Consider the following 22,987-nt stretch of genomic DNA (forward strand, 5'->3'; position numbering starts at 1 on the left):
CCGGTTTTGACTGGCAGCTAAGAATATTGTTTATTTTCTGTAGTAGATAAAATTTGTTCTGAATAAAAAACGGCAGCCAAGTGGCTGCCGTTTTGTTTTTGCTGGTGACAGGAAAAGCTTATTTTTCCGCAGCGATTGCCTCTTCAATAAAATTCAATGCTTCATCGATCAGGGCCAGCATTGCTTGGCGTGCCCGCTCGGGATTGCGGTTTTTGATTGCATTAAATACTTTGGAGTGGTCTTCAACTACGCCTTCATGGTTCCCTTTAATCGGGTTGGTATGGCTGATGCTCACTCGCAGCGCGGTGGAAATGAAATCGCGCAAACGGATATAAAAACGGTTGTTGCTGGCATAGAGAATACTGACGTGGAAAGCGATGTCTGCTTCCAGATCTTCTTTGCTATTGCCTTCGGCTTTGCGCATACCTTCAAGTGCGCTTTCAATGGCAGCGAGTTTTGCATCATCGGCATAGCGAGCAGCGAGAGCCGCAGCTTCAGGTTCGATCGCAATGCGCACTTGCAAGAACTCTTTCAATACATGCAGAGAGGGTTTGCTTTCCAGTACCCAGCGCAACAAATCAGGATCAAAAATATTCCACTGGTCTTCAGGCTGGATGCGGATGCCCTGACGAGGTTTACTGGTGATTAATCCTTTGGCGGATAACATCTTTACTGCTTCACGCACAGCGCTGCGGCTAACGCCGAACTTGTCGCACAGTTCTGCTTCTGTTGGCAGGCTGTCATCAATAAATTCACCACAGATAATTGTGCGTCCCAGCTCTTGTACCATGCGCTGTGAAAGATTGAAGTTGCGATCGAGGATTGCCATTGGTGTGATTGCTCTATTGACCGAAAATATGGCAGCAGATTAACGATTTATTGTTAATAATACAATCTGAGGATTGTACAAAAATCACTCATTGAAAGGTGTGGCAGCCACGTCAGGTTGGTTAAATACTGATCCCGTTTTTCCTTGTTGAGCGCTCTATCGCACCTTATTCTGACGAGCTTTCCCACTGCTAATTCTTATGGCAGGTGCCCTTGAAAGTGCTACCATGCGCCCCTATTTTCAGCGTTCTTAATCGTTTCTATTGTGTTCAACCTTGGTCCGACAAAATAAATAGAGGTATAGCCTGTGGCAAAACAACTCATGATTTATGACAACATTCAACCTTTGTCATCAGATACCCATCGTAACTGGTCGGTACAAGTTGAAGATTACTCATTCGTTTCCCATTTGATCTCCGCACCGGTATTAGCGACAGAGATTCCATTCGCATCTGGCGAGTTTCCAATCGTATTCTCTGCAACTTCAAATGAAGGTGAATACATTCCTTTGGCCATTATGGGGCTGAAGGATGGCGAGAATTTGATGCTGAATGAAAAATCCCAATTCGTTACCCGTTATATTCCTGCATTTATCCGCCGTTATCCTTTTGTGTTGGGTGGTGATAAAGCAAATGACACTATGGCGCTTTGCATCGATGCTGATAGCAAGGCCATTGTGCAAGATGGCAGCAAAGGTCGTCGCTTGTTTGAAGAGAGTGGTGAGCAATCGTCACACCTCAAAGAGGTTGTTGAATTTCTGAAGGACTACCAATACCGCGCTGAAATGACCAAAGTCTTTTGCAAGCGTCTACATGAGCTGGATTTGCTTGAGCCAATGCAAGCCAACATTACGTTCAAAGGTCGCGAAGATGCAAATATGAACCTGACTGGCTTTTTTGTAGTCAAGCGTGAAAAACTGAAAGCGCTCAGCGATGCAGATGCGTTGGATCTGTTCAAGAAGGACGGCTTGGAATTGATTTACAGCCACATACAATCTCTGTCAAATTTGAATCATTTGATCAGCAAAAAATCAGAAAAATTGGGCATCACTCAATAGTATGTTCTGAATAGTTACGGTTGTTGGTTGCAGAAAACCGGAGTCAGAAATGACTCCGGTTTTTTCTTTTCAGGACAATGAAAATAGTGGGTTGATCCAACAATTTTAAATTCAGCGATGTATTTGCTAGCGGGTGCTACGTTGGCGAGCAGCGAGCTGCTTGACTTTACGTTCAGCACTTGAGAAAGCATCACGTACGGCCACGTGTATGGATTCATCGTTTTGGGTAATCGCAACGGGGTGTCCCACAATATCCAATTCAATAGAAGCCCGGTATTGTTTGCCTTTGTGTTTGTGGTGATGCGGGGTGTCCAGAACAACGCGGCTATGGACTATCTGGTCGGTGTAGCGGCTGAGCTTTTCAAGCTTTTTGGTAATGATGTCGTTCAGTGCAGCAGAAGAATCCAAATCACGATATACAACGTCGACAGCAGGTTTCATCATAAAGCTCCTTAACGTTTATGTTAGCGGGCCGGGATGTCTTGCCGGGCTTTGCAAAACTCCTAGCCCTATTAACTATATTGATTATCCCTTGGTAAATATCAAGTTTTTGATGGAAGTTATTAATAATATTTTGATCTCTGGATATATCTTTATGGCATTAGTGGGCATAACGATGTGAATCCCGGAAATAATGTTTCATTCTTGATCGGTTTTTGTAAGCAAACAGTAAATATGCACAAGAAAGAACCATTTAGCATGTGCATGATTTTTCGGATTATTGACGGCGGATGACGACTGTTGGGGCGTGAACATGAATGTGGCGGAAAATGTATTAATAACAGGCGGCTCGGGATTTATAGGCCGTCATCTCAGTTCATTTTTGTCGGAGAGTGGCTACTGTGTTTGGGTGTTGACGCGCAATCCTGAAAAGGCCAGGAAGGTATTAGGCAAAACAGTGCATATTATTGGTTCGCTGGATGAGGCGCTGGATGTCCGTTTTTCAGCGGTTATCAATCTCGCTGGAGAGTCACTTGCTTCCAGGCGTTGGAGCGAGTCGTCCAAAAAGGCTTTCCGGGAAAGTCGAATTGCCTTTACCGAGCGTCTTTACCAGTTTTTTGAGCGTACCGGGCGATTTCCTGATGTGTTGCTAAATGCGAGTGCAGTTGGTTTTTACGGCAATCGTTACGATCAATTGATTGATGAAACTGCAAGTAAAGGTGGTGATTTCGCAGCGCAATTGTGTGCTGATTGGGAACTGGCTGCCAGACAATTTGAGCGGCACAATGTAAGGGTGTGTTACGTGCGTCTGGGTGTGGTATTGGAGAGCGATGGCGGTGCGCTTAAGCAAATGTTGCCCGCATTCCGTTTAGGGCTTGGTGGGCGTTTGGGGGATGGTCAGCATTACATGCCCTGGATTCATCGGCTGGATGTATTGCGCTTATTTCTTTTTTTGCTCCGCAACGACCGCGCTTTCGGTGCAATCAATGCAGTAGCACCAGAGGCAGTAAATAATATTCATTTCACCAAAGCACTGGCTGACTGTCTGCGCCGCCCAGCGTTGTTGCCTATGCCAGGATTTGTGCTGCGCTTATTGTTGGGTGAAATGGCGGATGCTTTGTTGTTATCGAGCCAGCGAGCTATGCCAGCTGCCGCGCTGTCATTGGGTTTTGAGTTTGATTTTCCGCAGCTTCATCAAGCATTTTCTGCGATTTTTAAAAAATAATGCTGATGTCCTCTTGCAATATTATTTGGTGACCCTACTTAGTTATTGTGATTGCTCGAATGAGGATCGCAACTCTTTTCAGAAACTTAACTTAGTTAATGGCTTGATCGAATAGATAAGTCGCTCACTTTATATTGCTCACTTTGAGGATATTGATATGCGTAATTTTGATTTCACACCCCTTTATCGTTCTGCAATCGGTTTTGATCGCATGGCAAATTTGTTAGATAGCTTGTCGCGTGCAGAGCAAAATCAACCCAGCTATCCCCCTTACAATATTGAATTGACTGGCGAGGATAAATACCGAATCACTATGGCCGTAGCAGGTTTTGATCAATCGGAATTAACGATTGAAGTTAATCAAAATCATTTGACTGTTTCTGCTAATAAAACTGCAGATGAGCAACAGCGCACTTACTTGCATCAGGGAATTGCTGCGCGTAGTTTCGAGCGGCGCTTCCAGCTGGCCGACCATGTTCAGGTGAAATCAGCCAATTATGAAAATGGTTTGTTGCATATTGATCTGCAGCGAGTTATCCCTGAGTCTATGAAGCCGCGCACTATTCCAATTGGAGTGCAAACAACCGAGAAATTGACCGTTGTGCCTTCAAGTGTGCCTTCAAATGTTGATGCAGCGTAATATTAATGCCTTATTGATATGTAGGTAGATGTCCAGTCCTGAAATAAGTTGACACTGATTTATCCAAACGCCCGATGCACCTCATCGGGCGTTTTGTATTCTAGGGATAGATGCGGACGACGTTCGTTGTAGATCCGAATCGACTCGGCCACCATCACTTTTGCTTCTGCAAGATCCCTGGGTTTCCTTATCAAAAACTCACTTTTCAAAATACCATTCACACGCTCTGCCAGCGCATTTTGATAGCAGTCGTAACCATCCGTCATCGAACAATGAACACCGTATTGATAATGCAATTTCTGGTATTGCGCTGAACAATACTGAATACCCCGATCTGAATGGTGGATGAGCTCATCACCACTGCGTCGCTGCTGTAGTGCTTGTTTATACGCACCGATTACTGACTCAGCCTTCAGATTGTCATGGACGCAATGCCCCACAATCTTGCGCGAATAGGCATCGGTCACCAAACTCAAATAGGCCTCGCCCTGATGCACGGGTAAATAGGTAATGTCAGCCACCCAAACATGTTCTGGTCGTTGCGGAATCACTTGATGTTCACCAGGCTTCAGAAGATTGGGATGTTTGCGAAAGCGATGATGGCTGTGCGTTGTTTTGTGATAAGCCCGCTTGGTGGGAACCAGCAGGCGATGTTCGCGCAGCAAAGCAAACAGTCGATCTCGCCCCACAACCAATGCGGATTGTTGTAACAAGCGCTGTAGTTTGCGCGTTCCGATGCAGGGTTGTAATGCACGTTCACGCTGCACCGCATCAAGGAGTATCTGCGTGTGCACTTCTCGTTGTCGCACCCGCTTACATTGTTGATACCAGGCTTGCCGACTGATGCCGAGTAGCTGGCAACCACGGACAACGGATAAACCCGCTAACGTTTTCGTTTGGATGATGTTCCGTGCGGCTTTTTTACCACGCTGACTCCATAGTCGCGCTTGAGTACATCAACCACCGCTTCGAAAAAATCCGCTTTTTGTTGGGTTAGAGCGAGCTGCTGTTCCAGTTCTTTGATGCGCTGTTCTGGCGTTTGAGGGCGAGGATTATCGGACATGAGGAGGCCTTTTGCTGGTAAACCTAATGACCAATCCAGTTGACCATGCTTGCGCAGCCAACACAAGACTGTAGATCTGCCTTGTATACCGTAGCGAGACTGGGCTTGTTTATAAGTCATCTCTCCTTTTTCGATTTGATCGACAAGAGCCAATTTAAAGGCGAGAGAGTAATCACGCTGGGTGCGTTTAATAACGGGATTCATAACACTTTCCTCAGTAGAGAGTAGAAAAGTGTCAACTTTATTCAGGACGAGTCAAGATGATTAAAAAAGCCCTGGTATTTATGCCGGGGCTTTTTTATGTCCGGAATAATTTTGCCCTGACAGTTTCCCGGTAAGCATTGGGTGTAATCGCTAGTTTTCTTTTGAATAAAGTTGAGAAGTAAGCGGTATCTTGGTATCCGATTTTATCGGCAATTTCATTGATTGAGAGGTTGCTGGTTTTTAATAAATCCTTTGCGATGTTGATACGAATTTCCTGTAAATAATCCAGCGGCGTTTTTCCTAAGGCATTTTTAAATCGCCGGTTGAATGTTCGTACGCTCATGCCGAAGCGTTCGGCAATGGGTGGAAACACAATGTCACGAAAATAATTATCCTGCAGCCAGATTTGTATTTGCGTAATCTCCTCGTCAGGATGGGCATTTTCTACCGCTTCAAAAAAGCCGCTGCTTTCATATGCTTTTCGGATTTCATGCGAGAAGTGCCGTTCAACATGGCTGGCAATTGTTTTCCCAAAAAAACGCTGGATGAAATGGACAGTTAAATCTGCAAGTGAATTGACACTGGCTGCGCAGTAAAGGTTGCCTGCCTGGGTAATAAAATATTGCCGTTTTAATTGCACCTGCGGGTAGTCTTTTTGGAATTGATCAAAGTAATGCCAGTGTGTGGTTGCTGCTTTGTTGTCCAGCAATCCTGCTTCTGCCAGAAAGCAACAGCCTGTCCCCACCGCGCTGATAATTGCGCCGTTTTGATACTGTTCTCTAAGCCATCGCAGGGTTTCGCTATGTTGCTGAACAACAGGGCGAGGGTTGCGCCAGAGCCCTGGTATGTAAATCAGGTCACTGGCGGGGCGCTCGGCAATAGATTGATCCGGTTGCCAGCGAATACCTGTGCGGGTGCTAATCGGGTCATTAGTCAATGCAATGGTCTTGATATCCAAATGTCGTCGTTGGTCAATTGGTAGCATTGTATAAACAGCGCTTTCAGCTGCGAGCAGCATTTCCATGGGAAGCGTGCTACTGGTGGCGAGCATCCTCTCACATAATAAAAAATGAATGCGGATTTCGGGATTGGTATTCATGGTTTGATGCTCTTGGGGTAATCCTGGTATGGCTAATTTACCATGCAAAATGACCAATTTGGCCGAGACATGGCAAGTGTTTGCACATACACTTCTGGCCATATTGTGTTGTTGTTACTTCGGAGCTAGTTATGTCTCTTGCACGCCTGCCAATTATTGTGGGATTCGGTGGATTTAATGCGGCCGGCCGCAGCTCAGGTCATCATGCTTATCGCCGTATGGTGATCGAAAGTTTGCCTGAGCTTGATCGCCAGGAAACCATAGCGGGTTTGGCAGTTATGATGGGGTTGGTGGTATTTGCTGATGACGCTTATCGTGATTTGGAAGGGAATATCCTTAGTCTTGGTGAGATTGAAACCCGCTTCGGTGGTCAGGTTCTTGACGGCACCCTCATTCGTCGTATTGATAAAAGTTTTTTCGATGTGGATGCTGCCCACTGGCAAAAGTCGGCCACTTTGGGGGCGGGCGACTCTCCGCTTGTGTTTGAGATACGCAAGCGCGATTTGCCTGAGCCGGTACCTTCTGATTGGAAATTGGAGCCAATGGAAGACGGAGATCGTGTGCGAGTGACTGCACCTTCTGGTTTGGAGGTCAAGTTTGATAGTTATCGCGATCTTCCTGTGAAATCAGCGGGGCAGTTACCACGTGGGTTTAATCCCGGTTCACTTTATAACTCTCATTATCATCCGCGCGCATTGCAACTGGCAGTTATCGGGGCATCTGATGCAATCCAGTCTACAGGTTTGGACTGGCAGCAAGTAATGGACTCGGTTAGACCTGATCAGGTTGGGGTCTATGCGAGCAACGTGATGAGTCAAATGGATGAAAATGGCTTTGGTGGCCTGCTTCAATCGCGATTAAAAGGCTCCCGCGTAAGTGCAAAACAGTGTCCGCTTGGGCTCAACACCATGCCTGCTGATTTCGTAAATGCCTATATTCTTGGCAGTGTAGGGCAAACAGGTGCAATCACAGGTGCTTGCGCATCCTTTTTATACAACTTGCAGGCGGCGGCCGATGATATTGCATCGGGCAAGTGTCGCGTGGCTGTGGTCGGATGTGCGGAAGCGCCTATTGTTGCAGAAATTATTGATGGCTACGCCACAATGGGGGCGCTGGCGAGTGAAGAGAAATTGCGTAAGCTGGATGGGGTTGAGGAGGCTGATCCTCGTCGTACCAGTCGTCCTTTTGGTGAAAATGCCGGTTTTACAATGGCTGAGGCTAGCCAGTACGTTGTGTTGATGGATGATGCATTGGTTATCGAGCTTGGAGCTGATGTTCATGGTGCGATAGGCGATGTTTTCATCAACGCAGATGGGTTCAAAAAGTCAATTTCGGCACCAGGGCCAGGTAACTACATCACCATGGCCAAAGCTGTTGCATCGGCACGGGCAATCCTTGGGGATGAATCTGTTTGCAAGCGCTCGATGATTCAGGCTCATGGCTCCAGTACGCCGCAAAACAGGGTGACTGAATCGCAAATATTTGATCAGATCGCACAAGTTTTCGGTATCACGGGTTGGCCGGTCGCTGCGGTCAAGGCATATGTTGGGCATTCCCTCTCGGCAGCCAGTGGCGAGCAGCTGATCGCCAGTCTCGGCATATTCAAGTACGGAATAATTCCGGGTATTAAAACAATCGATAAAGTAGCGGATGATGTGTTCGCAGAGCGCTTGCAAATATCTACCAGTGATCAATTGTGCAGGCAGCCATTGGATGTTGCATTCCTGAACTCCAAGGGGTTTGGTGGAAATAATGCAACTGCGAGCGTGTTTGCACCGCATGTAGTTGAGTCAATGCTGCAGCGTCGTTATGGGGAGGCTGCGTATGCCAGCTATGATGACAAGCGGAAAGATGTCCGGACTGTGGCGACAGCTTATGATCGGGCTGCCTTGCAAGGTAATTTCTCCACCATATACCATTTTGGTGAAGGTTTGATTGATGAGAGCCTAATTAAGGTAGATTGTGAACATGTCAATTTGCCAGGCTTTGTGCAAGCGGTAGATCTTGTGTTTGCCAACCGTTATGCAGACATGTGCAATTAACTGCGTAGATTAGTGTGGTAATAACAGCCCCACCTTCTTTTCAGTTGTTGGGGCTATAGTTGGGTTTAAGAGTTTTCTAACTATACAAAGCGTTATCTTTCCCTTAGAATACCGCGCCTTTCGCATAGCTAATTATGCGACTCATAATTTTTTAACATGAAAGTCGATTTTCTAACTGGAAATGATGGCTTTCCCCATAAGTAAATACAGGAAGAAGACCTCAATGGTAACTATTCGTCTGTCACGTGGTGGCTCTAAAAAGCGCCCGTTCTATCATCTGACCGTAACCAACAGCCGCAGTGCCCGTAATGGCCGCTTCATCGAGCGTATCGGTTTCTTCAATCCAGTTGCTCGCGGTCAAGAAGAGCGCCTGCGTGTTGATACTGACCGTCTGCAACACTGGGTTGGTCAAGGTGCACAGTTGTCTGAGCGCGTTGAGCAACTGGTTAAAGAAAGCAAAAAAGCAGCTTAATTGTCTGTTTGAAACAGTAAAGGCGCCTGATGTCTGCGGAATCCAATTTAGTTAACGTCGGGCGAATTACCGCTGTTTATGGTGTGAAAGGATGGGTGAAAGTTCATTCCTACACCGATCCAGAAGAAAATTTATTTGAGTACCATCCTTGGTTCATCAAAACCAAGCATGGTGTCAAAAAAATTGAGATAGATGATGCTCGCCCGCACGGAGATGCATTTGTTGCGCACATCGTAGGTGTTGATGATCGCGACTTGGCTGCTCAGTACACTGCAGCTGATATTGCTGTTGAGCGCGAGCTGTTACCAGAATTGGATGACGGCGAATACTACTGGAGTCAACTTGAGGGCTTGGTTGTATTTACGCAGTTCGATGGCGGTGAGCGTCAACGTCTTGGTGTGATTTCTAAATTGATGGAAACTGGTGCAAATGACGTGCTTGTCGTTGCTGCGGATGCAGAAAGTATTGATCGGCGTGAGCGTTTAATACCTTATGTTCCTGAACAGTTTGTACTGTCAGTTGATCTCGACGCTGGTGAAATGCTGGTGGATTGGGATCCCGAGTTTTAAGCTTTAAAAATAAAAAGTTTAAAGCTCACTTATTTGGCGTAAGCGCTGTGAGGCGAGAGGAGTGATCGTCAATTGCTTAAAATTGCGGTTGTTTCCATTTTCCCTGACATGTTTAACGCGATTGCCGGTTTTGGGATAACCAGTCGTGCAATCAAACAAGGTTTGGTGGAGTTGAAAGCAATAACTCCGCGCGATTTTGCTCATGATCGTCATTCAACAGTAGATGACCGTCCCTTTGGTGGCGGCCCTGGGATGGTGATGATGGTGCAGCCGCTGCGCGATGCAATAGCAGAAGCTAAAGCATGGACGGGTAATGATGCAAAAGTTATTTATTTGTCCCCGCAAGGGCGAACACTGAATCAAGCGGGTGTTGGTGAATTAGCTACTTGTGGCAACATGGTGTTAGTAGCTGGTCGATACGAAGGAATTGATGAGCGCTTACTGCAAACTGTCATCGATGAAGAGTGGTCAATTGGTGATTACGTGTTAAGTGGCGGTGAGTTGCCAGCAATGGTGCTGATCGATGCGGTAACGCGGCTGATTCCGGGTGCTCTCGGGCACGCGTTGTCGGCAGAACAGGATTCATTTACGGATGGTTTGTTGGATTGTCCCCATTATACCCGTCCAGAGGATTTTGAAGGGATGCGCGTTCCGGATGTATTAATGTCCGGTAACCATGAACTTATTCGGCGCTGGCGCTTGAAACAAGCGTTAGGGCGAACCTGGCTTAGAAGGCCGGATTTATTGCAAGCGATAAATTTAACCGAGGAGCAGCAGAAGCTGTTGACGGAATATCGTCGTGACCTTGATACGACAAACTCTAGCTGTGAAGCTATAGACTCTTAGGAGATATCAATGACTAATCCAATTATTCAGGCGTTGGAAAACGAACAACTGAAAGCAAGCGTTACCGAATTTTCACCGGGCGACACTGTTATTGTAAACGTGAAGGTAAAAGAAGGTGATCGTGAGCGCGTACAGGCTTACGAAGGTGTTGTAATTGCTATTCGTAACCGTGGTTTGAATTCTGCTTTCACTGTGCGCAAGATTTCTCATGGTGTTGGTGTTGAGCGTACGTTTCAAACCCACAGCCCGCTGATCGAGAGCGTTGTTCTCAAGCGTCGTGGTGATGTGCGTCAAGCAAAACTTTACTACCTGCGTGACCTTACTGGTAAGGCTGCTCGTATTAAAGAAAAATTGGTATAAGGTTAGGCTAATAGCCTTGTTCTTTTCTGAAAAGCCGAAGTGGTTACCCACTTCGGCTTTTTGTATTTAAGCCCCTGCGTTTTAGTTGATATCAATGGTGCTAATGACTAAAGTCGAATATCTAATTTTGTCTTATTGATTTTTACCTTTTTATTTTTTGGTTCCCTGTATGTTGAATGCAAATCCTTCTTGTCTGGAGCCGTTGAGTGAAGATATTTTTTTAATAAACGAATATCTCGACAATATCTGGATGGAAAAGGGGTTGAGTGATAATACGCAGGAATCCTATCGTCGTGATTTAGAGCAATTTGCCGGGTGGGTCGCTGCACAGAAGCGAAAGCTAATTTCCGCAGATGCAGTATTACTGCAAACCTATCTTGATTTTCGGTTACAACAAAAGCTGTCCAGCCGAACATCTGCTCGTTTCCTTTCCTGTGTGCGTGGTTTTTACCGATATTTGTTGCGTGAGGGTCGTATTTCTGAAAGCCCTGTAGCACTTGTGGAAAATCCCAAATTATCGCGTTCTTTGCCGAAATCTTTGAGTGAGTTCGATGTCGAAGCTCTGCTTGCGGCACCGGATTTATCCGACCCGCTGGGGCTGCGTGACCGCACCATGTTAGAAGTTCTTTACGCCTGTGGTTTGCGTGTTTCGGAATTAGTTGAACTAAACATGCCCCAGATCAATTTACGGCAAAACGTGATTCGCGTGGTGGGGAAGGGTAGCAAGGAAAGATTGATTCCAATGGGCGAGGAGGCGGCAGCTTGGCTTGCACGCTATCTTCGTGAAGCGCGACCTGTATTGCTGAATAATCTTCCAGATGAGGTAGTATTTCCCAGCAATCGAGGCCAACCTATGACGCGACAGACATTTTGGTACCGTATCAAGCATTGGGCTATGGTAGCTGGTATAAAAAAACAATTGTCTCCCCACACATTGCGTCACGCCTTTGCGACGCATCTGTTGAATCATGGTGCAGATTTGCGTGTGGTACAGTTGTTGTTAGGGCATAGTGATTTATCGACAACCCAGATTTACACCCATGTAGCCAATCTACGGATGAAGCAGCAGCATCAGCTACATCATCCCCGCGGCTAGTTAATTAATGATTTCATTATCAACCTGCAAGAGATTAGATCATGATAAAAACACTAAAAGCACTTGGTTGCGTCACCTTTACAGGGTTCTTATTGGTGGCATCCCTGTCAGCGCCCCATGCATTTTCACAGTCGGGTGACTTGCTTAAGCGCAAATCAGTTGAAGATACTATCCTTGAAAACTTGCGCAAAGCCCGCCCCGATATTAATTTTGGTCAGCCTCGCCCTTCAGTGATTAAAGGGTTGTACCAAGTTCAAGTACCAGGCGGTCCTGTTCTGTTCGTCACTCCCGAGGGGGATAAATTTATTGCTGGTGAGATTTTTGGCATTGACTCTACCGGGTTTTCTAAAATTGAAGACCCTTACGTTGTAGAGGAGCGTAAAAAGGCGCTCGCTTCTCTGGATGGAAAAAGCAGTATTAATTTCAAGCCAAAAGGTAAAACCAAGGCGGTTGTCTACGTTTTCACCGATATCGATTGCGGTTACTGTCGCAAGCTTCACAGCCAAATGCATGCCTATGAAGAGGGCGGCCAAACCAAGCCTGGTTACAATGACTTGGGTATTGAGATCCGCTATTTGGCTTATCCTCGCGCAGGTATCCCCAGTCCATCAGCCGACAAATTGATCTCGACTTGGTGTGCCAAGGACAAACAAGATGCGATGACCAAGCTTAAATCTGACCAATCCGTTCCAAGCGCTACCTGCGAAAATCCAGTGGCAGCACAGTTCCAGTTGGGCGGCCAATTGGGGGTTAGCGGAACTCCGGCATTATTCTTGCCGGATGGTAAATTGGTACCCGGTTATATGCCTCCTGAGGATCTGGCAAAAAACTTGGGTATCTGATTTATAAGGCTATTTTCGGTGATGTTTTTTGATATTGGATAGCATCCCAATAGCGCAATTGACACTGACGGCCACCATGAGTATGGTGGCCGTCTTTTTTGGTATTGGCGTAAATTTCACTAGCATTTGACGAGGAATCCACCTTGAATCCGGTAAGAATTGGTATCTGCGGTCTGGGCACCGTAGGCAGCGGTACAGTTAATATTCTCACGCGCAACAAGGCGCTGATTGATGCCCGCGCCGGATGTGACATCACCATCGTGCAAATTGGTGCGCGTCGTGACAACCCCAATTGTGACACCTCACAATATAACGTTACCCGTGATGTGTTTGATGTTGCTAACAATCCTGAAGTTGATGTGTTGGTTGAAGTGATGGGCGGTACCACGGTTGCTAAAGATCTGATCCTTAAAGCCATTGAAAATGGCAAGCACATCATTACTGCCAACAAAGCGCTGATTGCCCACCACGGAAATGAAATTTTTGCTGCGGCAAAAGCGAAAGGCGTGACCGTCGCGTTTGAGGCAGCAGTTGCTGGCGGTATTCCTATTATTAAAGCGATTCGTGAGGGTTTGGCGGCCAATAAAATTGAGTGGCTGGCAGGTATTATCAATGGTACCGGTAACTTCATCCTTACCGAAATGCGTGATAAAGGTCGCTCATTCGAAGATGTTCTGGCAGAAGCCCAGGCTTTAGGGTATGCCGAAGCTGACCCAACATTTGATGTTGAGGGTATCGATGCTGCGCACAAACTGGTGATTCTTGCTTCATTGGCGTTTGGCATCCCACTTGAGATCAACAAAGTCTTTACTGAGGGCATTACCAAAATTGCCACAGAAGATGTGACTTATGCAGAAGAGCTGGGTTACCGCATCAAGAATTTGGGTATTGCGCGCCGTACCGAAAAAGGTATCGAGTTACGTGTCCATCCAACGCTCATTCCTGAGAAACGCTTGATAGCGAATGTTGATGGTGTGATGAATGCGGTATTGGTAAAAGGCGATGCCGTAGGTGCGACCATGTACTACGGTGCAGGTGCAGGTGCAGAGCCTACGGGTTCATCAATTGTAGGTGATATTGTTGATGTGGCACGAACGTTAACTGCATCGCCCGAGCATCGCGTTCCTTACTTAGGGTTTGGTGCGGATTTTGTTTCTGCACAACCGATTCTGTCGATTGAAGAGGTAGAGACTGCGAATTATTTACGTATGTCAGCGCAAGACAAGCCTGGTGTCCTGTCCAAAATTGCCACTATCTTGAGTGATTCCGGGATCAGTATTGAAGCGATGATCCAGAAAGAAGCGAACGAAGGCGAAACGACGGTTCCGTTGATTTTGTTAACTAATAAAGTTCAGGATAAAAAGCTGATCGCTGCAATCCGTAGTATTGAGGCTTTGGATTCAGTAACGGGTTCTGTGCAACGTATTCGTGTTGAAGCATTGAAATAATTGCGCGAGCAGAAACATTGCAACGACATTTTTTTTAAAGGTTAATTATTGTGAAATATATAAGTACTCGTGGCCAAGCGCCTGCGCTGAGTTTTGAAGAGGTCGTGCTCACAGGCCTCGCACCTGATGGTGGCTTGTACGTACCTGAAACCCTGCCGAGCTTTTCTAAAGAAGAAATTGCATCCTGGGCTGGGCTGTCATACCAAGAGCTCGCATTCAATGTGATGAAACCCTTTGTCGCTGGTGCAATCAGTGATGACGAGTTCAAAAAAATTATTGCAGATGCTTATTCAACGTTCCGTCATGATGCTATAGCGCCGCTGGTGCAAACTGCACACAACGAGTGGATTCTTGAGTTATTCCAGGGGCCAACGCTCGCGTTCAAAGATTTTGCGTTGCAGTTTCTTGGGCACTTGCTTGATCATTTGTTGAAAAAGCGCAATCAAAAAGTTGTTGTAATGGGAGCAACCTCTGGCGATACCGGCTCTGCAGCGATTGAAGGCTGCCGCCGCTGCGATAACATCGATATTTTCATCATGCACCCGAACAATCGCGTATCGAATGTGCAGCGTCGCCAAATGACAACAGTGCTTGCACCGAATGTATTTAATATCGCACTTGAAGGTAACTTTGATGATTGCCAAAACATGGTGAAGGCAAGCTTTGGTGATCAATCTTTCTTGCCCGAAGGTCGTCAATTGGTTGCAGTGAATTCGATTAACTGGGCGCGCATTATGGCTCAGATCGTTTATTATTTTTACGCTGGCTTGGCGTTGGGTGCTCCGCATCGTCCAATCGCATTTTCTGTTCCTACGGGCAATTTTGGTGATATTTTTGCGGGCTATCTTGCGAAGAAAATGGGGTTACCTGTTGACCAATTAGTAATTGCAACCAACAGCAATGACATTCTGCATCGCTGCATTAGCAGCAACGACCACAGCAAGCACCAGTTGCAACACACCTTGTCTCCGAGTATGGATATTATGGTATCCAGCAACTTTGAGCGTATGTTGTTCGATTTATATGATCGCGATGGTGCTGCTATTCGTCAGCTGATGGAGGATTTCAAGTCAGGTAGTATGACGTTGAAAGAGTCTGCGTTGGCGCGTGCGCGTGAGTTGTTCACCAGCCACGGTGTAAGTGATGAAGTCACTATTGATGTGATTCGTGAGGTATTTGATCGCACGGAATATTTACTTGACCCACATACTGCCATTGGCGTAGATGCCGCGCGTAAAACTCGCCGCCGTCAGGATATTCCGATGGTTGTGTTGGCTACAGCTCATCCGGCAAAATTCCCGGAAGCGGTGCGCAAAGCAGGGCAAGATGCTGATCCTGAGTTGCCTCATCACATGAAAGATTTGTTCGAGCGTGAAGAGCGCTACACTGTATTGCCGCAAGATTTGGTCAAAGTGCAGCAATTCGTTGCAGCTAATGTGCGCAAGTAAATTGTGGTGATATAAAAAAGCCGCATGGGTAATTCCAGTGCGGCTTTTTTTATTTTCCTGTTTTATACAGATATAACTATCGGTTAGAAAAATATATCTACTGTTGAAAAAATCGCGTCGGTTTTTTTGAAAACTTTACAGTTATAGACAACTATGCAAAAAACTATTCTTCGTCGCCAGCTCTCTGCACTCGTACAATTTGATCAGTCACTTCATCCATTGTTACAGAGGATTTACTCGGCGCGTGGGGTACAACACGGGCGTGAATTGCAGTATCAATTGGCACACTTGGCAAAACCCCATTTTAAAGGCTTGCCGGAAGCGGTGAGTTTGTTGGCTGATGCTGTAGTTGCACAAGCAAAGGTAATGATTGTTGGTGATTTTGATGCAGACGGCGCAACCAGCAGTGCGCTAGCCGTGTTGGCATTGCGTGCGATGGGATTATCTAATGTTGATTTTTTAGTGCCTAACCGGTTTGAGTATGGGTATGGATTAACACCGGAAATTGTCGCCGTCGCTGCCGCACAACAACCCGATATCATCATCACAGTCGATAATGGTATCTCAAGTATCGAAGGTGTGAATGCTGCGCGTGAATTAGGAATTGCTGTTGTTGTTACCGATCACCATTTACCTGGAGCAGAACTGCCTGATGCCGATGCGATAGTGAATCCCAACCAGCCCGGATGCGAGTTCCCCAGTAAAAATCTTGCGGGCGTTGGTGTGATTTTTTATGTGATGAATGCCCTGCGTGCCGAATTGCGTCAGATCGGTTGGTTCGAAGAAAACGGAATTCCGGAGCCAAATATGGCGAGCTTTCTTGACTTGGTTGCATTAGGCACGGTTGCCGATGTAGTGCCACTGGATCACAACAACCGCATTTTAGTTGCGCAAGGTTTGGAGCGTATTCGTGCAGGACGCTGTCGTCCTGGTATTAAAGCGATGTTGGAGGTTGCAGGTAAGCAAGCACATAAATTAGTGGCAAATGATTTTGGTTTTGCACTCGGGCCGCGTTTAAATGCAGCAGGACGATTGGATGATATGTCGCTCGGAATTCAGTGTCTGCTGTGTGAGAGTGAAAATCTCGCACGCGAAATGGCGGCACAACTGGATGATTTAAACCGTGATCGCAAAGCAATCGAATCCGGTATGCAGCAAGAAGCAATGTCGATGTTGCAAAAGACGTTGCAAGCCGATGAGGAAAGTTTACCCTGGGGCGTTTGTCTTTTTGATGAAACCTGGCATCAGGGGGTGATTGGTATTCTTGCATCGCGTATTAAAGATAAATATCACCGCCCCACGATTGTATTTGCTGATGTGGGTGATGGTGAGATTAAAGGTTCCGCTCGCTCTGTCCCTGGTTTTCATATCCGCGATGCACTGGATGCCATAGCGGCGCGATATCCTCATTTGCTACAAAAATTTGGTGGCCACGCCATGGCTGCTGGTATGAGTTTAATGCGTGACAATTTTGCTGCATTTGCGCAAGCGTTTGATGAAGAGGTGCGCCGCCAGTTAACCGCAACTGATTTACAAGCCGTGGTTATTAGTGATGGCGAATTAGCAGCACAAGAATTGTCATTGCAGTTGGCGGTACAATTGCGTGAGGCGGGCCCTTGGGGTCAGCATTTTCCAGAACCATTGTTTGATGGCGAGTTTTTTTTGTTGCAGCAGCGTAAAGTGGGAGAAAAACATTTAAAGATGACGCTTGCGATAGATGAAAAAGGACAGCAGCTTGTCGATGCCATTGCGTTTAATGTAGATACCGACGTGTGGCCTAATCCTAATATCCAGCGTGTACGTGTCGCTTATAAATTGGATGTTAATGAGTTTCGCGGTAATACCAATTTGCAATTAATGGTGGAGTATCTTGAGCCACTTAATTAAGCGGCTTGTTGATAAATCAAATTCAAGGCTGTAATGCCTTTTTAATTTCAGGTAACACGTTATTCACGATAAGGGACTGTGCTTCGGCGGTAGGATGGATTCCGTCGCGCTGCATAAGTTCAGATTTGCCTCCAATACCTTCCAGCAAAAAAGGAATTAATCCAGTCTGATTTTTTTCTGCCAAGCTTACGTATAAGGCTTTAAATTGATTGCTATAACGTGAGCCATAATTGGGCGGAATTTGCATGCCGGCTAGTATCACAGTTGCTCCGGCGGTTTTGCTGGCATCTATCATCGATTGTAAATTATTTTCCAGCAGCTTTAGAGGCTGACCCCTTAAGCCATCATTGCCGCCCAATTCCAGTACAACAATATCCGGTTTGTGTTCTTCAAGTAATGCGGGTAGGCGCGCTTTTCCGCCCGAACTGGTTTCACCACTGACGCTCGCATTAATCATTTTGATGTCGTAGTTTTTTTTCAATTCAGCTTCGAGCAAATTAACCCAACCTTGTTGAATATCAATCCCGTAACCTGCACTTAAGCTGTCCCCCATAATCAAAATTTTAGCGGGGGCTGTTTGTGCCAACACAACATTGGTGACAAACGTCAGGAGTAAAAACACGTAAATGTGCAATTTTTGCATGGTTAACAAAATCCTCTGCCAATAGAATGGTCTTCATCAATCTGCCACAGGTTAATCAAATATGTCTGCGCTTTCCAGTCAAGTCTCTTCGCCCGCCAGTCAAATCTCCCCATTGGGTAGTGCTTCATTAACCCTGATGGTAGAGGCTAATGCGGTTACAAAACGGGTTCCCACTCAGGAAGGGGAATTACTTATCCTGCACCCTATATCCCTGTCTGTTAATGCGGGGGAATCTTTGGCGATTACCGGTGCGTCAGGTTCTGGTAAATCCACCCTACTTGGAATACTTGCCGGTCTGGATGTTCCCTCAAGTGGTGATGTTATTTTAAATGGCACTAATTTGTCGCAGCTGGATGAAGAGGGGCGGGCGGCAGTGCGTGCACAGAATGTCGGTTTTATTTTCCAATCATTCCAATTGTTGCCTGGCCTGACTGCTTTGGAGAATGTCATGTTGCCATTGGAACTGCGTGGCAATAAAGCTGCCCAGCAGAAAGCAAAAGAATTTTTACAGCGTGTCGGGCTGGATGCGCGCTTGCATCATTATCCCCAGCAACTATCGGGTGGTGAGCAGCAGCGCGTAGCAATTGCCCGTGCCTTCGCGAGCGAGCCGCGAATTTTGTTTGCCGATGAACCAACCGGCAATCTGGATTCAACAACAGGTGCACGTATTATCGAATTATTATTTGAATTAAATCGCGCACAGGGCACGACGTTGATTTTGATTACGCATGAAGAACGTCTTGCGCAGTTATGTCAACGGCGTATTGAAATTGCAGCGGGCGCGATTGTATCGCGCAGGGAGTAATGCATGCTGGCAATCCAATTATTAAAACGCAATTGGCGCAGTGGTGAGTTAAGGCTGCTTGGGCTGTCACTTGTTTTGGCGGTATCAGTGCTGAGTGGAATAGCCATTTTTACCGGCAGACTGGAATCGACATTAATCAGTGAAAGTAACAGTGTATTGGGTGCGGATTATATTGTACGAGGTTCCCAGCCGCATAATAACGATTGGAGCATCGCTGCCGAGCAAGAACAAATACGCCAAACCCAGGCAGTACTTTTTTCTTCCATGGTGTTTGCTGGCGATGAAATGCATCTTGCATCCGTCAAAGCTGTTGATAATGGCTACCCCTTACGTGGGCAATTTGAAATCAGCCGTGTGCCATTTGCAATCAACACCAGCGATATCGAAATTGCTAAAGCGATTCCGGCCCCCGGAGAGGTATGGGTTGATTCACGACTTTTGCCGCTTTTAAGTGTCAAGTTAGGCGATAAGGTCGCAGTGGGTGAGTACGAATTAACAATCACACATGTATTGATTCGTGAACCAGACAGCGCGAGTCCATTTAGTATGACGGGCGCTCGTCTCATCATGAACATTGCAGATTTACTAAAAACCCAAGTAGTGCAACCGGGTAGCCGCGTTGATTACCAATGGTTGGTCGCAAGCGATAATACCCAGCAGCTAAAAGAATTTATTGAGCAGCTGAAGCCCCAGTTAAATAAGCATCAACGATTGGTGGATATCGATTCCGCACAAGAGCGTGTTGGGCGCACACTAAAAACCAGCAAACAATTTTTATTGTTATCGGCAGTGATAGCAGTTCTGTTATCGGGTGTTGCAATTGCAATTGCCGCGCGGCAGTTTTCTGGCCGTCATACCGATCAAGTAGCATTAATGAAAAGTTTGGGGGCAAGTGCTACCCGTATTCGCACTCTGTATTTCACACAGCTCTTTTTTCTCGGTGCGATTGCATCACTCTTGGGGTTAGTACTAGGTTATTTTTTGCAACAGATGATTGCAATCAGTTTGCAAGAGGCCTATCAAATCCGACTAGGTGCTGCGGGCATTTATCCTTACGCGTTGAGTTTTTTTAGTGGCCTGATGTGTCTGGTTTTTTTTGCGCTGCCAGCGCTTTGGTATTTGCCAACTGTCCCACCACTGAAAATTTTGCGTCGTGAACTGGCAGTCAATACAACCCATGTGTGGACACAAGCTTCACTTGCATTGTTTGCGGTACTAACGTTGGTTGTTTTATTTGGTCGCGATCTTGAACTTGCCCTTAGTATCAGCGGCGCGCTGCTGGCTGTTATTGCAACTACCTTTATTGTCGCATATGGGTTGTTGATGTTGAGCCGACGTTGGGCTGTAAACCTGGGGGGATTCTGGCGTTTGGCGTTTGCCAATTTGCAGCGTAATCGTGGTCAGAGCCTTATCCAGATTTTAGTATTTTCAATTGCCATCATGCTGCTATTTACGCTGACCATTGTTCGCACTTCATTAATCGAAGAGTGGAGAGTGCAGGTGCCTGATGATGCACCCAATCATTTTCTGGTAAATATTCCGCCTGATGAATTGCCACAAGTAAAAACACTGTTGCAGGATGCCAACATACGCCCTGAACCCATTTATCCGATGATGCGCGCCCGCTTGACACATATCAATGACGTAGAGACAACAGAGGAACAACGCACGACAAGTAACGCATTGCGTCGTGAGTTAAACGTAACCTGGGCAGAAAATTTGGCGGCCGATAATAAAATTCTGGAAGGTGTGTGGTGGGGCCAATGGCAACGCGGCGCAGCTGATCTTCCCGGCGTATCGGTAGAAGTGGAAACCGCGAAAGAAATTGGTTTGAAATTGGGTGACAAATTACAATTTTCATTCGGTGGATTGGAAATGCATGCCCAAGTTGCCAGCTTTCGCAGTTTGGACTGGCGCAGCATGAGACCTAATTTCTTTTTTATTTTCGAGCCGGGTTCTTTGGATGCCTACTCACCCACCTACATTACCAGCATCTATTTACCCGCTTCGCAAAAATCATTTATCAATACGTTGCTGCATGACCATCCAACGATTTTGCTAATGGAATTGGATCGAATTATTGAGCAAATACGCTCAATCGTGAATCAAGTAAGCGATGGTGTTTTACTGGTGTTGTGGCTTACGTTAATTGGCGGCTGTCTGGTGCTATTCGCCGCAGTAATGGGAAGTATTGCTGCTCGTAAGCAACAAGCAGGATTGTTGCGTGCGTTGGGAAGTTCTCGCCAGTTAATTGTGGGCAGCATTTGCGTGGAATTTGCGATTCTCGGTTTTCTGGCCGGACTAATCGCCATTATAGGAACTGAAATCCTGCTTATCAGCTTGCAAACCTTTGTACTTGAAACACCTATCCAACCACATTACCTATTTTGGATACTTTCCCCTGTGAGCGGCGCTATTTTTGTTTCTGCGCTAGGCTATATGGGTTGTCGGCATGTAGTGACTACTCCTCCTGCAGTAGTGCTACGCGAGGCAGCCTGATCTTGCCAATTCCTCGGGTGTGAATTCAGGTTTGAATTGGCACCCGATGGTTATCCCTTCTCTTTTCGCATTGCATATTTATGAGTTCAGTACGTAAACCGGTACCGCAAAGTCGTGTGCTTGATAAAGGGCTGTGGGGCATGAGCCGCCCTATGTTTCTTGATCAGGCAGTGACCTACACGATCCCTTTAGTTGATATGTATTTCCTCAGCCGCATTTCCGATAGTGCAGCTGCAGCGGTTGGTGCGATCACGCCATTGGTGTTTGTCGCCAACGCATTTTTGATTGTCAGTGCATTTGCAGGTGCCAGTATCGCGAGCCAGAGAATTGGTGCTAATGATTATGAGCGTGGAAACGCGACGATTGCGGCATATACGATTTTTGTTGTGATACTCGCGCTGATTGCGGCATTTGCCGTTAATTACGGCGGCCCGTCTATTGCTTCTGCTATGTCACTTAGTAGTGAAGTAGAACAGCATGCGCGTACCTATTTATCTGTTATTGGTTGGATGGTGGCGCTGTGGGGTTGCCGTGTTATTTATCAAACCATTTTGAATATTTATGGTGAGCCGCAATGGAACACCTATAGCAACATTATTTTGTTTGTCACGAATGTGATGGGTAATTTTATTGCCGTGTACGGGTTTATGGGTATTCCACCAACAGGCGTTGTTGGTGTTGCCATTGCCAGTATTATTTCAGCTGCAGCCAGTTTATTGTTTGTGATGACAGTGGTGCACTTTAAATTACATATCCATATTCCTTTACGCGAAGGATGGAAAAATTTTTCCCTGTTGATGACACCCATTATTATGATTGCGGCTCCCTCTATTCTAGAGCCAATGTCTTTTCAGGCTTATATGATTGCATTGAATTGGATTGCGGCAGAGGTGGGTGATCTTGCATTGAAGGTTAAAGTCTACGCATACAATACATTCTTGTTTTGTTTGATGATTTCGATTGCCATTGGGATGGCGACAGAAGCAATTATTGCCCAGCGTGTGGGTCGCAAAGAATTTGATCTGGTAAATGTGCAGCTTAAGCAAAGCTTAAAGACTTCACTAATAGGCACAACCGCTTTGGCATTGATGTGGTTGCTATTCAATCAGCAAATATTGGCATTATTCAGCAGTGATCCTGAGGTTATTGCGATCGGGCTATGGGCATTTTTATTGAGCTTTTTGGCTGAGCCTTGGCGCACCGTTAATATTATTGTCGGAAGCGCTTTACGGTGCACTGGTGATGCGGCGTTTACATCAATATCCAGCATCGGCGTAATTTGGCTTTTCTCTGTTCCTGTTGCCTATGTGCTGGCGATTCCTTTTGGCCTTGGTCTCTATGGGTTATTAATTGCAGCGGTAATGGATGAATTTATTCGTGCGTTGATAAAACGCTGGAGGTGGAAGCAAGGCAAATGGCTGTACACAGGAGTGGCCGCGCGCGAGGCGCGGGTTCCTGTTAATAAATGATTAC

21 protein-coding genes are annotated in these 22,987 nt (G+C 46.2%); 16 read left to right on the top strand and 5 right to left on the bottom strand.

Annotated features, from left to right (window positions below; genetic code table 11):
* Positions 1-118 precede the first annotated feature (118 nt).
* The gene (locus VC28_RS02240; protein ID WP_049629219.1) at positions 119-829 is read right to left on the bottom strand and encodes a FadR/GntR family transcriptional regulator; all 711 of its coding nucleotides are present in this window, start codon (positions 827-829) and stop codon (positions 119-121) included.
* A 306-nt stretch (positions 830-1,135) separates the two neighbouring features.
* Here VC28_RS02240 and VC28_RS02245 point away from each other — a divergent pair, with 306 nt between their 5' ends.
* On the top strand, positions 1,136-1,885 hold the full coding sequence (locus VC28_RS02245) for a SapC family protein (RefSeq protein WP_049629220.1): 750 nt from the start codon (positions 1,136-1,138) through the stop codon (positions 1,883-1,885).
* A gap of 126 nt (positions 1,886-2,011) precedes the next feature.
* Here the strand turns inward: VC28_RS02245 and VC28_RS02250 are convergent, their stop codons facing one another.
* The gene (locus VC28_RS02250; protein WP_049629221.1) at positions 2,012-2,326 is read right to left on the bottom strand and encodes an HPF/RaiA family ribosome-associated protein; all 315 of its coding nucleotides are present in this window, start codon (positions 2,324-2,326) and stop codon (positions 2,012-2,014) included.
* Positions 2,327-2,639: 313 nt separating this feature from the next.
* Here VC28_RS02250 and VC28_RS02255 point away from each other — a divergent pair, with 313 nt between their 5' ends.
* Positions 2,640-3,551 (top strand): TIGR01777 family oxidoreductase, encoded by a 912-nt coding sequence (locus VC28_RS02255; RefSeq protein WP_049629222.1) that lies wholly within the window; start codon positions 2,640-2,642, stop codon positions 3,549-3,551.
* 157 nt (positions 3,552-3,708) lie between these two features.
* Entirely contained in the window at positions 3,709-4,191 is a 483-nt protein-coding gene (locus VC28_RS02260) for an Hsp20 family protein (protein ID WP_049629223.1), read from the top strand.
* 59 nt (positions 4,192-4,250) lie between these two features.
* On the opposite strand, the gene VC28_RS19460 is transcribed toward VC28_RS02260, so the two are convergent.
* Positions 4,251-5,458 (bottom strand): IS3 family transposase gene (locus tag VC28_RS19460; protein WP_156184249.1). Its coding sequence is split into 2 segments (ribosomal slippage): positions 4,251-5,116 and positions 5,116-5,458, totalling 1,209 coding nucleotides; the frame shifts between segments, so codons are not numbered across the junction.
* 94 nt (positions 5,459-5,552) lie between these two features.
* Positions 5,553-6,557 carry a GlxA family transcriptional regulator gene (locus VC28_RS02275; RefSeq protein ID WP_049632100.1) on the bottom strand — a complete coding sequence of 335 codons (1,005 nt, stop codon included), beginning with the start codon at positions 6,555-6,557 and terminating at the stop codon, positions 5,553-5,555.
* Positions 6,558-6,688: 131 nt separating this feature from the next.
* Here VC28_RS02275 and VC28_RS02280 point away from each other — a divergent pair, with 131 nt between their 5' ends.
* The 10 genes from VC28_RS02280 to recJ all read left to right on the top strand — a co-directional run bounded on the left by VC28_RS02280 (position 6,689) and on the right by recJ (position 17,567).
* Positions 6,689-8,599, top strand: a complete 1,911-nt coding sequence (locus VC28_RS02280; protein WP_049629224.1) for a beta-ketoacyl synthase — start codon at positions 6,689-6,691, stop codon at positions 8,597-8,599.
* A 223-nt stretch (positions 8,600-8,822) separates the two neighbouring features.
* Complete coding sequence (gene rpsP, locus VC28_RS02285; RefSeq protein WP_049629225.1) at positions 8,823-9,071, top strand: 30S ribosomal protein S16; 249 nt, start codon at positions 8,823-8,825, stop codon at positions 9,069-9,071.
* Positions 9,072-9,100: 29 nt separating this feature from the next.
* Positions 9,101-9,640, top strand: coding sequence for a ribosome maturation factor RimM (rimM, locus tag VC28_RS02290; protein WP_082191371.1), 540 nt, complete (start codon positions 9,101-9,103; stop codon positions 9,638-9,640).
* A gap of 72 nt (positions 9,641-9,712) precedes the next feature.
* The gene (gene trmD, locus VC28_RS02295) at positions 9,713-10,486 is read left to right on the top strand and encodes a tRNA (guanosine(37)-N1)-methyltransferase TrmD (protein ID WP_197085474.1); all 774 of its coding nucleotides are present in this window, start codon (positions 9,713-9,715) and stop codon (positions 10,484-10,486) included.
* 9 nt (positions 10,487-10,495) lie between these two features.
* Positions 10,496-10,846 (top strand): 50S ribosomal protein L19, encoded by a 351-nt coding sequence (gene rplS / locus VC28_RS02300; RefSeq protein ID WP_049629227.1) that lies wholly within the window; start codon positions 10,496-10,498, stop codon positions 10,844-10,846.
* Between the two features lie 169 nt (positions 10,847-11,015).
* Positions 11,016-11,942: a site-specific tyrosine recombinase XerD gene (gene xerD / locus VC28_RS02305; protein WP_049629228.1), complete on the top strand. Its 927-nt coding sequence runs from the start codon at positions 11,016-11,018 to the stop codon at positions 11,940-11,942.
* Between the two features lie 41 nt (positions 11,943-11,983).
* Positions 11,984-12,784, top strand: coding sequence for a DsbC family protein (locus tag VC28_RS02310; RefSeq protein WP_049629229.1), 801 nt, complete (start codon positions 11,984-11,986; stop codon positions 12,782-12,784).
* A 143-nt stretch (positions 12,785-12,927) separates the two neighbouring features.
* A complete protein-coding gene (locus tag VC28_RS02315; protein ID WP_049629230.1) occupies positions 12,928-14,232 on the top strand; it encodes a homoserine dehydrogenase in 1,305 nt (434 codons plus the stop codon).
* A gap of 50 nt (positions 14,233-14,282) precedes the next feature.
* Positions 14,283-15,680, top strand: a complete 1,398-nt coding sequence (gene thrC, locus VC28_RS02320; protein WP_049629231.1) for a threonine synthase — start codon at positions 14,283-14,285, stop codon at positions 15,678-15,680.
* Between the two features lie 153 nt (positions 15,681-15,833).
* Positions 15,834-17,567 carry a single-stranded-DNA-specific exonuclease RecJ gene (recJ, locus tag VC28_RS02325; protein ID WP_049629232.1) on the top strand — a complete coding sequence of 578 codons (1,734 nt, stop codon included), beginning with the start codon at positions 15,834-15,836 and terminating at the stop codon, positions 17,565-17,567.
* 22 nt (positions 17,568-17,589) lie between these two features.
* On the opposite strand, the gene VC28_RS02330 is transcribed toward recJ, so the two are convergent.
* Positions 17,590-18,210, bottom strand: coding sequence for an arylesterase (locus VC28_RS02330; protein ID WP_082191372.1), 621 nt, complete (start codon positions 18,208-18,210; stop codon positions 17,590-17,592).
* Positions 18,211-18,322: 112 nt separating this feature from the next.
* Here VC28_RS02330 and VC28_RS02335 point away from each other — a divergent pair, with 112 nt between their 5' ends.
* From VC28_RS02335 to VC28_RS02345, 3 genes are all read left to right on the top strand, one after another.
* Positions 18,323-19,015 carry an ABC transporter ATP-binding protein gene (locus VC28_RS02335; protein ID WP_304413530.1) on the top strand — a complete coding sequence of 231 codons (693 nt, stop codon included), beginning with the start codon at positions 18,323-18,325 and terminating at the stop codon, positions 19,013-19,015.
* Positions 19,016-19,018: 3 nt separating this feature from the next.
* Positions 19,019-21,514 (top strand): ABC transporter permease, encoded by a 2,496-nt coding sequence (locus tag VC28_RS02340; protein ID WP_049629233.1) that lies wholly within the window; start codon positions 19,019-19,021, stop codon positions 21,512-21,514.
* An 80-nt stretch (positions 21,515-21,594) separates the two neighbouring features.
* A complete protein-coding gene (locus VC28_RS02345) occupies positions 21,595-22,983 on the top strand; it encodes an MATE family efflux transporter (RefSeq protein ID WP_049629234.1) in 1,389 nt (462 codons plus the stop codon).
* Positions 22,984-22,987 lie beyond the last annotated feature (4 nt).

It is taken from the genome of Cellvibrio sp. pealriver (assembly GCF_001183545.1).
Taxonomy (GTDB): Bacteria; Pseudomonadota; Gammaproteobacteria; order Pseudomonadales; family Cellvibrionaceae; genus Cellvibrio.

Excerpts from the sequence above, each read along its gene's own strand:
- VC28_RS02275 (WP_049632100.1), bottom strand. The coding sequence starts at position 6,557 with ATGAATACCAATCCCGAAATCCGCATTCATTTTTTATTATGTGAGAGG.
- VC28_RS02280 (WP_049629224.1), top strand. The coding sequence starts at position 6,689 with ATGTCTCTTGCACGCCTGCCAATTATTGTGGGATTCGGTGGATTTAAT.
- VC28_RS02340 (WP_049629233.1), top strand. The coding sequence starts at position 19,019 with ATGCTGGCAATCCAATTATTAAAACGCAATTGGCGCAGTGGTGAGTTA.
- rimM (WP_082191371.1), top strand. The coding sequence starts at position 9,101 with ATGTCTGCGGAATCCAATTTAGTTAACGTCGGGCGAATTACCGCTGTT.
- VC28_RS02240 (WP_049629219.1), bottom strand. The coding sequence starts at position 829 with ATGGCAATCCTCGATCGCAACTTCAATCTTTCACAGCGCATGGTACAA.
- VC28_RS02345 (WP_049629234.1), top strand. The coding sequence starts at position 21,595 with ATGAGTTCAGTACGTAAACCGGTACCGCAAAGTCGTGTGCTTGATAAA.
- xerD (WP_049629228.1), top strand. The coding sequence starts at position 11,016 with ATGTTGAATGCAAATCCTTCTTGTCTGGAGCCGTTGAGTGAAGATATT.
- recJ (WP_049629232.1), top strand. The coding sequence starts at position 15,834 with ATGCAAAAAACTATTCTTCGTCGCCAGCTCTCTGCACTCGTACAATTT.
- VC28_RS02310 (WP_049629229.1), top strand. The coding sequence starts at position 11,984 with ATGATAAAAACACTAAAAGCACTTGGTTGCGTCACCTTTACAGGGTTC.
- VC28_RS02255 (WP_049629222.1), top strand. The coding sequence starts at position 2,640 with ATGAATGTGGCGGAAAATGTATTAATAACAGGCGGCTCGGGATTTATA.
- rplS (WP_049629227.1), top strand. The coding sequence starts at position 10,496 with ATGACTAATCCAATTATTCAGGCGTTGGAAAACGAACAACTGAAAGCA.
- VC28_RS02250 (WP_049629221.1), bottom strand. The coding sequence starts at position 2,326 with ATGAAACCTGCTGTCGACGTTGTATATCGTGATTTGGATTCTTCTGCT.
- VC28_RS02260 (WP_049629223.1), top strand. The coding sequence starts at position 3,709 with ATGCGTAATTTTGATTTCACACCCCTTTATCGTTCTGCAATCGGTTTT.
- rpsP (WP_049629225.1), top strand. The coding sequence starts at position 8,823 with ATGGTAACTATTCGTCTGTCACGTGGTGGCTCTAAAAAGCGCCCGTTC.
- VC28_RS02330 (WP_082191372.1), bottom strand. The coding sequence starts at position 18,210 with ATGCAAAAATTGCACATTTACGTGTTTTTACTCCTGACGTTTGTCACC.